10 protein-coding genes are annotated in these 10,530 nt (G+C 64.8%); 5 read left to right on the top strand and 5 right to left on the bottom strand.

Annotation, left to right across the window (positions count from 1 at the left end; translation table 11 throughout):
* The first annotated feature begins 64 nt into the window (after positions 1–64).
* The 5 genes from VKP62_14335 to VKP62_14315 all read left to right on the top strand — a co-directional run bounded on the left by VKP62_14335 (position 65) and on the right by VKP62_14315 (position 4,404).
* Positions 65–805 carry a hypothetical protein gene (locus tag VKP62_14335; protein MEB3198374.1) on the top strand — a complete coding sequence of 247 codons (741 nt, stop codon included), beginning with the start codon at positions 65–67 and terminating at the stop codon, positions 803–805.
* A complete protein-coding gene (locus VKP62_14330; GenBank protein MEB3198373.1) occupies positions 802–1,575 on the top strand; it encodes an ATP-binding cassette domain-containing protein in 774 nt (257 codons plus the stop codon). The genes VKP62_14335 and VKP62_14330 overlap by 4 nt, the downstream gene beginning before the upstream one ends.
* A gap of 4 nt (positions 1,576–1,579) precedes the next feature.
* Positions 1,580–2,476 carry a metal ABC transporter permease gene (locus tag VKP62_14325; GenBank protein ID MEB3198372.1) on the top strand — a complete coding sequence of 299 codons (897 nt, stop codon included), beginning with the start codon at positions 1,580–1,582 and terminating at the stop codon, positions 2,474–2,476.
* Between the two features lie 69 nt (positions 2,477–2,545).
* Complete coding sequence (locus VKP62_14320; protein ID MEB3198371.1) at positions 2,546–4,030, top strand: hypothetical protein; 1,485 nt, start codon at positions 2,546–2,548, stop codon at positions 4,028–4,030.
* Positions 4,031–4,056: 26 nt separating this feature from the next.
* Positions 4,057–4,404 carry a rhodanese-like domain-containing protein gene (locus VKP62_14315; protein MEB3198370.1) on the top strand — a complete coding sequence of 116 codons (348 nt, stop codon included), beginning with the start codon at positions 4,057–4,059 and terminating at the stop codon, positions 4,402–4,404.
* A gap of 166 nt (positions 4,405–4,570) precedes the next feature.
* Here VKP62_14315 and VKP62_14310 read toward each other — a convergent pair whose 3' ends face one another.
* The 5 genes from VKP62_14310 to VKP62_14290 form a co-directional block, all read right to left on the bottom strand.
* Entirely contained in the window at positions 4,571–5,272 is a 702-nt protein-coding gene (locus VKP62_14310) for a hypothetical protein (GenBank protein ID MEB3198369.1), read from the bottom strand.
* A gap of 30 nt (positions 5,273–5,302) precedes the next feature.
* Positions 5,303–6,010, bottom strand: a complete 708-nt coding sequence (locus VKP62_14305) for a sigma-70 family RNA polymerase sigma factor (protein ID MEB3198368.1) — start codon at positions 6,008–6,010, stop codon at positions 5,303–5,305.
* Positions 6,011–6,030: 20 nt separating this feature from the next.
* Positions 6,031–7,284, bottom strand: a complete 1,254-nt coding sequence (locus VKP62_14300; protein MEB3198367.1) for a type II secretion system F family protein — start codon at positions 7,282–7,284, stop codon at positions 6,031–6,033.
* A 100-nt stretch (positions 7,285–7,384) separates the two neighbouring features.
* Positions 7,385–8,506, bottom strand: coding sequence for a type IV pilus twitching motility protein PilT (locus VKP62_14295; protein ID MEB3198366.1), 1,122 nt, complete (start codon positions 8,504–8,506; stop codon positions 7,385–7,387).
* Between the two features lie 49 nt (positions 8,507–8,555).
* Positions 8,556–10,469 carry an ATPase, T2SS/T4P/T4SS family gene (locus tag VKP62_14290; GenBank protein ID MEB3198365.1) on the bottom strand — a complete coding sequence of 638 codons (1,914 nt, stop codon included), beginning with the start codon at positions 10,467–10,469 and terminating at the stop codon, positions 8,556–8,558.
* Positions 10,470–10,530 lie beyond the last annotated feature (61 nt).

Here is a 10,530-nt window from a genome sequence, read left to right as displayed (position 1 = left end):
CGGCGTACCTCGCGCGCGCGTGCGAGGTGCGCCTCAATGATTTGGGTGGGTAAATGTTGTGCGCTTGAGTGAAAGAAACGGCCCGCAGTCAGCCCTGGCTCGGCTGGTGGTTCTGGCGATGCTGGCGCTGGCGGCTTGCAGTGCGCCAGCCCCCACCACCAGCGTGTCGCGGATTCCGACCATCGCGCTGGCTCCCCCGACGACATTCACCGCCTCATCGGGCGGCCTGAGCACCGATCCTTCCGCCTTGCTTCCGGACGCCACGGCTGCCAGCCCTGATGTGCTGCCGTCCGCCGCGACCCCGCTGGTCGAGGCGTCGGCCACCACCACTCCCCGGGTCTCGGACATCCCGATCCTCCCCGAAGTGCCAGAACCGTCTCCCTTTCCTAGTTTGCCCCACACCAGCGATGTGGCCCTGGGCTGCCGCCTGATGTCGACCGGGCCGGTCAAGCAGGTGCGGGCCATCCTACCGGGCGAGGGAACCATGGACACGGTCGGGGACGATGGGCATCGCTATGACATCCAGCTGGTGGGGGAAGGAGACCAGCGTGAAGGCATGGTGCGCTTCGATAACCTGCGGGTGGCGGTGTACAGCTTCTACCTGAACCAGGACGTGCCCTTCGCGCTGTTCCTCGATGGCCAACCGCTGGCCCTGGAGTCTTCCAGCAAGCAGCCGGAAGGCTGCCGCGACATCGCCATCCACCACTTCGTGGAGATGATGCCCGGTGAGGTGATGCTGCACTTTGGTCCCTCCGCACAGTCGACCGTCGGACTGGTGATCGATCGCAGCCAGGAGGCGCGGTGAAATCATTGTCGGAGGGCGCTTGCGTGATCGAAGCGCGTGAGATGGTGGTCGGCCACCGCGGGCGGGCGCTGCTGCCTCCGCTCAGTGCGAGCGTGCTGGCGGGCCAGGCCTGGGTCGTGCTGGGACGCAACGGGGCCGGCAAGTCATCCCTCCTGAAGACGCTGCTGGGCCTGCTGCCCCCAGTTTCCGGTCGGGTGCTGCGGGAACCGAGCATGCACGTGGCGTTCATGCCGCAGCGGCACCTGGTCGATCCGACCCTGCCGATGCGGGCCCGCGATGTGGTCGCGATGGGAGCGGATGAAGGTTGGTCCTTCCTGCGTCCCCTGCGCGCTCCGGGCGGGCGTCAGGCGGTTGAGCGGGTGCTCACGCTGGCAGGCTGCGAGGAGCTGGCGAATGAGCGCTTCGGGTCGCTGTCGGTGGGCCAGCAACAGCGCGTCTTGCTCGCTCAGGCGCTGGTGGGTCAACCAGACCTCGTGGTGCTTGACGAACCCACCGCTGGGATGGATGTGGTGGCGGAGCGCGAGGCGTTGCGGGTGATTGACCGGGAGCGCGAAGCGCGAGGGATGGCGGTGGTGTGGGTGACCCATCGCCTGCATGATGGGCTGAGGCGAGCGGATCGCGTGTGTTTCGTCGATGCTGACAGCCAGACGGCCGTGATGACCGCTCCCCGAGACTTGCTGCAGCACCCTGTCTTTGTGAGTCAGTTCGGACGCCTGTCCTGGGACGACCCGCTCCCGGAGGGGGATCCTGCTGTGGGAAGCTGGGCCTGAGCGGATGGCTTTGGGTGCCCTCTTTTCAGCCTGGGAGCTGTTCCGCGACCCGATCCTGGTGGCGGCGATCGCCGGGGCCGTGCTGGGTTACCTCGGCGTGTTCGTGGTGATGCGTCGCATGGTCTTTTCGGCGGCCGCGCTGGCGCAGGCGGCTGGCTGCGGCGTGGCGACGGCCTTTTTTCTGCAGATTCATGCCGGGCTTCCCGAGAGCCTGGCCTCTCCCCGGGCCTGGTCCCTGGGCGCCACCTTGCTGGCCATCTGGATCCTGCAGTGGCCGGGACGCCGGGTCATCAGCCGGGAAGGGGTGCTGGCCTTGCTTTATATGCTGGGGGGGGCCGTGGCCTTGCTGCTGGGCACGCGCATCAGCCAGGAAGCCCACGACATCGAGGCGATCCTCTTCGGCTCGGCCGTGGTGGTCAGGCCCGAAGATGTCGCCCTGGTGACGGGGGTGGCCGGCCTCAGTGCCTTCTGGCTGCTCTGGTGGCATCGGGGCTTCTGGTTCGCCTCGATGGATCCCGATGGGGCGCGTGTGCGAGGCCTGCCGGTGGCCCTGCTCGATACGGTGCTGTTGCTCTTGCTGGCCGGCTGCATCTCGGTGGCGACCCATGCGTTGGGGGCCTTGCCGGTATTTGCCTTCAGCGTGCTGCCGGCTTTGGCCGTGATGGCCCTGTGTCGCATTCCCTGGCTGGCGCTGGCCCTGGCGGCGAGCCTGGGCGCCGCGGCCGGGGCGGGGGGCTATCTGCTGGCCTACGTGGGCGAATTTCCGGTGGGAGCCAGTCAAACGGCCCTGGCCGCGGCCTTCGTGCTCGCCGCCCTGGCCGTGCGCGGATTGGGCCGGCTGCTGGCCTGGCTGCGTGCCTGGCCTGCCGCAGCGCCATCCCAGGAGCTGCCGAATGCTTGAGCTGAAGCCCGGTCGGACCTGGAACGACGTTCGACAGGCCCTGGCACGTGGGGGCCCGTTGTGGTTCTGATGGCGTCTCTGACCTTGCTCGCCGCCCCGGCGTTGCACGCCGCCCCTGCGTCTGCGACGCGTCTCGGGGCGCCCTACTACGATGCCAGACGTCAGGAGGTCGTCCTTCCTTACACGGGCCCCCTCCCGATCTGGACGGAGGGCGTCCTGCGTCAGCCGGATCGGGTCTATTTCGACATTCGGGCGCGCAGCCTGTCGACGGGCACGCGCCATTCCTCGGTTGCGAGTCATCCCCAGCTCCTGGCCTGGACCTTTGCCTCTCACGGTGAGACGCGGGCGAGACTCACGCTGGTGTTGCGCAAGCCGACGGAGGTGGCCCTGCGCTTCGATGCGCGTCAGCACCTGATCCGCTTCGACTGCAGCGCGCTGCCTGCGCCACCGCTACTTCCTCCGCCACGCGTGCCCCAGGTATCGGGCCTCCCGCTCCGCCCATTGCCGGGACAAAGGGAGGTGGCCCCGCGCTCGGAGCCCGCTTCGCTCCGGCGCGTTTCCCCGGTGCTGCCCGCGCGCCTCGCTTCTCCGTCTCCTCCACGGGGGGATGCGGTGGCCTCGCCCGTGTTGGAACGCCAGCTGCAGGGGGTGCTTGAAGGACTCGATACGCACAAGAAGCCCCTGCCTCTGCCCTCTGAACCTGGTCTCGCCTATCTTCCGGGCACGCCTGACGAGCGCGCACCGATTCCCCCCGTGCCGTTGCCGGCTCCCTCGATGGCGCCGTTTCCCGCGGGGCCGGCACCTTGGAGCTCCCCCCCCACGTTTGACCTCCACGTGGCGAGCGCTGGCATGCTCGGCGCCTTCGAGGCGACGGTGCCGGGTTTCACGCAGGCGGCTCGCTCGGACTCTCACGGCGTGTCGGGCGCGCGCCTGTTCGCGCGTTGGGGCGCCTGGGAGGTCCCTGGCGAGTCGCCGGCCTGGTGGACCGGGCTGCTCGATGCCTACGCGGGCGGTGTCGCCTTCGTCGACCCGCAAATTGCGGATGGTCTTCAGGCTCGCCAGGGATGGCGACTGCACGCCGCTGGCTTGCGCGGGGCCCGCGTGGCGGGCCTTGACCTGCACGCGGGGCTCGGCCTGGCGCTCAAACAGGACCAGTTCTGGCGGGCGGTCACGCCCGTGCAGGGGGGGGCCGTCAGTCAGGGCACCCGTGTCATGGTGGCGCCGGAGTGCCTGCTGCTGGCGGCCTGGCCGCTGTCCGGCGGCGTGGGCCTCTACGCTGAAGGGGCTCTGGCGCCCGCCTGGTTCGTGGCAGACGCCGGTGCGGTGATGGAGCCTGCGCCCTTGACCGGTTCCCGCCTGGAGGGCGGTCTGGATTGGAATTTCGCGGGACTGAGGGTGGCGATCGGCTACCGGCGCTGGTCCCTGGGGGGGCCCGGCTATGCGGAAGCTTCATACGGCCCGGTGCTCACGCTGGGGGGCTGGCTGGCTCCCTCGTGGTTCGCGCGCGAGCGCACCGCACCTGGCGAGCCGGGCCCCAAACAGGGTACACTTTGAGCCGGTTTTGCTCTGAGGAGATGTCCATGTCGCGTCGTCACCGTCTCGTCCTGTCCTGGGCCGCAGGACTTGGTTTTCTGGGTCTGCTGGGCTGTCAGGCCTCGCTTCCAGTGGCCGGAAACCCTGCGCCCGTCTCCTCTGCCTCGGTGCAGCCAGGGACCGGGCCGGCCGTGACCGCTCCAGGGCGCGTCACGCCAGAGCAGGCCAAGGCACGCCTGAACGCCGGCGAGAATATCCTGGTGGTGGACGTGCGCAATGCCGCCTCCTACGCCGCTGAGCACATCGAAGGGGCAGTCAATGCGACGTGGGCCGACATCAAGGAAGGCAAGGCCCAACTGCCGAAGGACCGCACGCTGCTGCTCTACTGTACGTGACCGGACGAGCATAGCAGCGCCGGTGCGGCGCTGGATCTCATCCAACAGGGTTACACCAAGCTGCTCGTGCTGAAGGGCGGCATGGGAGCTTGGAAAGACCTGAAATACCCCACGGTTCGGCCGACTTCCTAGGGCTGCTCGGCCTCGTGCCGCCCGCTCCTGCGGTTCAGTCGCGCTCCAGCATCGGGGCGTAGTATCGCGCGATCAGGTCCTGTAACGCCTCTCGGGTGCCGTGAAACTCCTCGGCCAACAGACGCGCGGAGGTGGCCTGAGGCCAAGCCATGGGCGGGCAGCTCAGCGCCTGGCGAAACGCCTCGCGGGCCGGTTCGATCTCCTCGCAGGCCACCAGCGCCGCTCCGAGGTCGTAGTGCAAGCGAGGGCTTTCCGGGAGACGCCGGATGGCCTGACGCAGGTGCTCACGGGCCCGCTGGGCGTAGCCCCTTTCCGCCTCGACGAGTTCCAGTCGGGCCAGCGCGGCGGGCGCATAAGGCCAGTGGGGATGCCGCTCCGCCAGCTCCAGCCACTGCCGGCAGGCCGCCTCTCGTTCGCCAAGCAGGCGATGCCGGACCCAGGCGCGCCAGAAAGCCGGCTCCGGCAGGCTGGGGTCCAGGCGCTCGGCCCGCTCCAGATAGACCTCGGCGTTGAGCGCGCCCATGTCTGCCAGGTGGCTGCCGCTCAACTGGCGGCCTTCGAGCCAGGGGCGATCGGTCAGACGAAAGCTCAAAACCCCGAGCCGCAGCCAGTATTGGGGATCGTTCGACACCCAGCGATGCGCCTGGTAAAGCCAGTTGAGCGCTTCGTCCCAGCGTCGGTCCTGCTCCAAGGCGTCGGCGCGTTCAAAAAAAATGCTGTAGACAGAATGACGCATGGGACCGCGATTGGCGTTCTACCCGTCGGGTCAGAACAGCTTGGTGTTGAGGACCTTCCAGAGTTCCCCGACTGCCGCACGCAAGCGCCGAGACACCTGCATCTGGCTGATGCCCAGGCGACTGGCAATTTCCATCTGGGTCAGGTCCTCGTAGAAGGCGAATTCAATCACCTCGCGCGAAGCCTGTCTCAAACGGCCAAGGGCAGCATCGAGCATCAAGCGATCGTCCGTGGCCAGCTGGAAACTGGAGTATCGGTTGTCGATCAGCTGATAGCGTTGGGTTCCGGTTTCCAGCTCCAGCGCCTGGTCCAGCGATGCCGGTGATCCCTGCGACTCCAGCAAGAGCACATCGTCCACCTTCTCCACGGGCAGGCCACTCCATGCCGCGATCTCCGCCGAGGAGGGCTCACGTGCCTCGCCTTGCTGCAAGGCGCTCTGGGCGGCGAGCACGCGGCCACGCAGTTCCACCAGTTCCCGTGGGGGACGCACGAGCGGCGCCTGGTCCCGCAGATAATGCCGCATTTCACCGGCAATCCGGCTGCAGGCGTAACGCTCGAAGGTGTGAGTCCGGGCGGGGTCGGCCTGAGCCAGGGCCCGAAGCAGCCCGATGGCGCCCACTTGCAGCAAGTCATCCAGATGGTCCGGGCGCTGCCCGGCCAGGTGCCGCGCGATCGGAGGTATCAGGTGGGCGAAGCGGTCGAAGCTCAGCTCGGGAGATGGGTCCGAATTCGTCGGCATCGGCTCTCCCTCTTGCTGCCTCATTTGATCTTGTTGACGATGTCGAAGATGGGCAAATACATCCCGATGATGATCGAGCCGACGATGCCGCCGATCATGACCATCATCAACGGTTCGAGCATCGAGGTGAGGGCCTTGACCGCCGCATCGACCTCTTCATCGTAAAAGTCGGCCACCTTGTCCAGCATGGCGTCGATCGAACCCGTTTCTTCGCCGATGGACACCATCTGGGTCACCATCGAGGGGAACACGGCGGCCCGCTCCAGCGGCTTGGCCAGCCCCTCGCCCTCGGAAACCGACAGGCGCAGGTCTTCCATGACGCCCGCGATGATCAGGTTGCCGATGGAGTCTCGCACGATCTCCAGCGCGGGCATCAGAGGCACCCCTGATTTCAGCAGGGTGCCCAGCGTGCGTGAGAAGCGGGCCACGGCCACTTTCCGGATCAAGTCCCCGAGGACGGGCAGTTTCAACTTGTACTGGTCCACCAGCAAGGCGCCTTGCGGGGTGGACTGAAAAATGCGGAAGCCTTGAAAGGCCAGCACGATGAACACCACCCCCACCACAGCGTACACCGAGGTCAGCAGGTTGCTCAGGTCGACCAGCAGCTGGGTAAAGGCGGGCAGCTTGGCACCCATCTGCTCGAACATCGAGGCGAACATCGGCACGATGAACATCAGCATCACGGCCGAAATGATGAGGGCGAACACCATGACCGTCAGGGGGTAGGCCATGGCACTCTTGACCTGGGTGTTCAGACGATTTTGATTTTCCAGAAAGCCCGCCACGCGCAACAGCACGTTGTCCAGCACACCGCCTGCCTCACCCGCCTTGATCATGCCGCAGAACAGGTTGTTGAAGACATCCGGGTACCTGCCCATCGAGTCCGAGAGGGCCTGCCCCTGCTCCACCTGCTCCTTGACGTCCGTCAGGATGCGGCGCAATTTGGCGGATTCCGCCTGTTCCGCCAGGATGCCCAGCGAGCGCACCATCGAGACGCCTGCGTTGATCATCGTGGCAAACTGCCGGGCGAAGATGCAGAGGTCTTTGAGCTTGACCTTGCCTTCAAAGAACTTGTTCAGGCCGTCCATGCTGACGCCAGAGAACATGGCCGACATCTGCGCCGCGGGCCCCGCCCCCTTTTCGCGGATCCCGACCACGGTGAAGTTCTTGTTGCGCAGGTCCTGGCGAACCGCATTGGGGTTGTCCCCCTTGACGGTCCGGGTGAAGGTCTTACCGCGCTTGTCGCGGACCTTGACCTCAAAGACGGTTGCCATGTGCACGCCTCTTGTCGGGGCTCTGCCCCCTAGGCTCAAAGTTCCCTGATTGTAGCCCCGTTAAACCGGCAGGGGCGTGCCGGAGGGCACGCCGGAAGCCTCACTTCTTCATGCCGGCGGGCGAAGATGCCGGTGCGGCCGGCGCACCTCCGAGGGTCCCTCCCAGCATCTTGGCCAGGTCATCTGGACGGGAACTCTTGGAAAGGGCGTCCTCGTAGGACACCTGCTTGTTCATGTACAGATCGCGCAGGGCCATCTCCAGGGTCTGCATGCCGAACTTGCCCCCCGTCTGGATGGCGGAATAGACCTGGGCGGTCTTGCCTTCGCGGATCAGGTTCGCAATGGCGGGTGTGACGATCATGATTTCCTGCGCCATGATGCGTCCCCGCTTGCCTGGCTCCACTTGCAGCTTGGGAACGAGGGCCTGGGACAACACGGCCACCAGCGAGTTGGAGAGCTGCACGCGAATCTGCTGCTGCTGGTGAGGGGGAAACACGTCGACGATACGGTCGACCGTCTGCGAGGCCGAGCTGGTGTGAAGGGTGCCAAAGACCAGGTGGCCCGTTTCGGCGGCGGAGAGCGCCAGTCGAATGGTCTCCAGGTCACGCATTTCACCCACCAGAATCACGTCAGGATCTTCGCGCAGGGCCGCCTTCAGCGCGTTGTCGAAGGAGCGCGTGTCGGCGTGGAGTTCCCGCTGATTGACCAGGCTCATCTTGGACTGGTGTACGAATTCGATCGGGTCCTCGATGGTCAGAATGTGCTCGGCGCGATGGCTGTTGATGTGGTCGATCATGGCAGCCAGCGTGGTCGATTTGCCCGAACCGGTCGGCCCCGTCACCAGCACCATGCCGCGCGGCTTGTGCGTCAATTCCGAGACGATCGGCGGCATGCTCATGTCTTCCATTTTGGGCGCCTTCGAGTTGATGGTTCGCAGCACGGCCGCGTAATTGCCCTTGCTCTTGAAGGAGTTGACACGAAAGCGGCCCAACCCGACCACGCCGTAAGAGCAGTCCAGCTCGTAGGTCTGCTCCAGTTGCTTGCGCTGCTCGTTGGTGAGGATCGAGAAGATCAGCCGCTGGGTGTCCTCGCCCGTCAGAGGCTCGTAATCCGTCTTGGTCAACTTGCCGTTGATGCGGATGATCGGGGGAACGTTGGCCGCGATGTGGAGGTCTGACCCGTCGCGGTCAAACACCATCTGCAGCAACTCTTCCATATACATAGCGGTCAGAACTCCTTCCGAGGCGCAGTGAGGTCAACGGGCGCGAGGATCACGCGGGGCCCAGCGAGGGGGCCGGCGTGCCACAGAGCGCACAGGCCTTCCATCCCTCTTCGATGCGTGAATTGCACTTCACGCACACCATGCGGAGATTGGTCGAGCAGAAAGGGCACTTGATGTAGTCATCACCCACTTCGTTGCGGCAGGAGGGACACAGCTTGGCCGCGCCCTCGTCCGAGAAGCAGACGCGGATCACCTCGTCGATGTCCGTGTGACCGAGCATCGCCAGTTTCAGCGCATAGTCCTTGAGCTGTATCATGCCGGACTGCTTGGCCGCGTAGCGGATCAGCGCCGAACCGCCGCCGCGGGCGACCACTTCACGGATCTGATCCGTCATCTTCATGATTTCATACACGCCCATGCGGCCCGAGTAGCCCTTCACGCATTCGGCACAGCCGGTTGGATTGTGCTTGCGCATGACCAGGGGTTGCGAGGGGTCGTACTTGAGGCCGACGAAGTCAATCGTCTCCTGGGTCGGGGTGTAGTCCTGGGAGCACTGCGGACACAGCTTGCGCACCAGCCGTTGCGCGATCACGCCGATGGTGGCGGCCGCGGTCAGGAAGCCTTCCACCCCCATCTCATCCAGGCGCATCATGGCGCCGGGCGCGTCGTTGGTATGCAGCGAGGTGAACACCAAGTGGCCCGTCAGGGCGGCTTCAATGGCGATCTTGGCCAGTTCCTTGTCGCGGGTCTCCCCGATCAGCATGATGTCGGGGTCCTGGCGCAAGAAGGCTTTCAGGATGCGCGCGAAGGTGTAACCGATGTCCGGCTTGGCCTGACACTGGGTGATGCCGGGACAGTCATATTCAATCGGGTCTTCCGCGGTGGAGATGTTCACGTCCGGGGTGTTCCGGTTGGCCAGGATCGAGTACAGGGTGGTGGTCTTGCCCGAGCCCGTCGGACCGCAAACAAAAATGATGCCGAAGGGTCGGTTGACCATTTCCATCACGGTCTTGTAGTCGTTCTCGAAGATGAACAGCTTGTCGAGGGGCACCCCGGTGTTGGTCTTGTCGAGAATGCGCATGCAGATTTTTTCGCCGAACTTCGACGGCAAGGAACTCACGCGGAAGTCGATCTCCTTGCCGCGGAACTTGACGCTGATGCGCCCGTCTTGAGGCAAGCGTTTCTCGGCGATGTCCAGGTTCGACATGATTTTGAAGCGGGACACCAGGGCGGGCAGAATCTTGCTTGGCAATTCCATCTGCTTGTGTAGCACGCCGTCCTGCCGGAAGCGCACCACGATGTTGCCAGCCTGCGGTTCGACGTGGATGTCCGAGACCTTGCGGGCCGATCCGAGGGCGTTCATGAGAATGGTATTGGCCAACCGGATCACCGGTGCCTCGTCGGCGTTGCCTTCGAGGTTGACGTGCCCCATGGCCTCTTCGTCGTCCTCGTCGATGAGTTCCATCTCATCGTCGCCGAAGGCGTTGAGGAGGTCTTCCAGCGTGGCCGCCTGCATTTCCTGGACTTCCACCTTGAAGCTGCTTTCCAGGAAAGAGTAGTACTCATCCTCCGTGATGATGACGGGTTGCACCGCCACGCCCTTGAGCAGAAAGCGCACGTCGTCGATGGCAATCAGGTTGGTCGGATCGACCATGGCCAGGGTCAGCCGGTTGTTGGCGAATTGAATCGGAATGATCTGGTGCTGGCGGATCAGGTTTTCCGGCACCATCTTGAGGACTTCCGGCGCCACCTTGATTTTTCTCATGTTGACGTAGCGGAGGCCGTACTGCAGCTCCAGTGCGTCCTTGATCGAGGCTTCGGAGATGTAGCCCTGCTTGATCAGGATCATCCCGAGCGACTCTTTGGTCTCCTTTTGAATGTCGACGGCTTTTTTGAGCTGGCTTTCGGTGACGAGGTTGGCGTTGAGGAGGATTTCCCCCAACTTCATTTTTACGAGGGCCATCGGATGCTACCTCTTCTATTTCCAGTCAACCGTGCACGTCAATCGTGGAGTTGAACGCGTT

It is taken from the genome of Candidatus Sericytochromatia bacterium (genome assembly GCA_035285325.1).
Lineage (GTDB): Bacteria > Cyanobacteriota > Sericytochromatia > S15B-MN24 > JAQBPE01 > JAYKJB01.
This window is presented reverse-complemented; position numbering and strand designations above follow the sequence as displayed.

Excerpts from the sequence above, each read along its gene's own strand:
- VKP62_14325 (MEB3198372.1), top strand. The coding sequence starts at position 1,580 with ATGGCTTTGGGTGCCCTCTTTTCAGCCTGGGAGCTGTTCCGCGACCCG.
- VKP62_14320 (MEB3198371.1), top strand. The coding sequence starts at position 2,546 with ATGGCGTCTCTGACCTTGCTCGCCGCCCCGGCGTTGCACGCCGCCCCT.
- VKP62_14315 (MEB3198370.1), top strand. The coding sequence starts at position 4,057 with ATGTCGCGTCGTCACCGTCTCGTCCTGTCCTGGGCCGCAGGACTTGGT.
- VKP62_14310 (MEB3198369.1), bottom strand. The coding sequence starts at position 5,272 with ATGCGTCATTCTGTCTACAGCATTTTTTTTGAACGCGCCGACGCCTTG.
- VKP62_14305 (MEB3198368.1), bottom strand. The coding sequence starts at position 6,010 with ATGCCGACGAATTCGGACCCATCTCCCGAGCTGAGCTTCGACCGCTTC.
- VKP62_14300 (MEB3198367.1), bottom strand. The coding sequence starts at position 7,284 with ATGGCAACCGTCTTTGAGGTCAAGGTCCGCGACAAGCGCGGTAAGACC.
- VKP62_14295 (MEB3198366.1), bottom strand. The coding sequence starts at position 8,506 with ATGTATATGGAAGAGTTGCTGCAGATGGTGTTTGACCGCGACGGGTCA.
- VKP62_14290 (MEB3198365.1), bottom strand. The coding sequence starts at position 10,469 with ATGGCCCTCGTAAAAATGAAGTTGGGGGAAATCCTCCTCAACGCCAAC.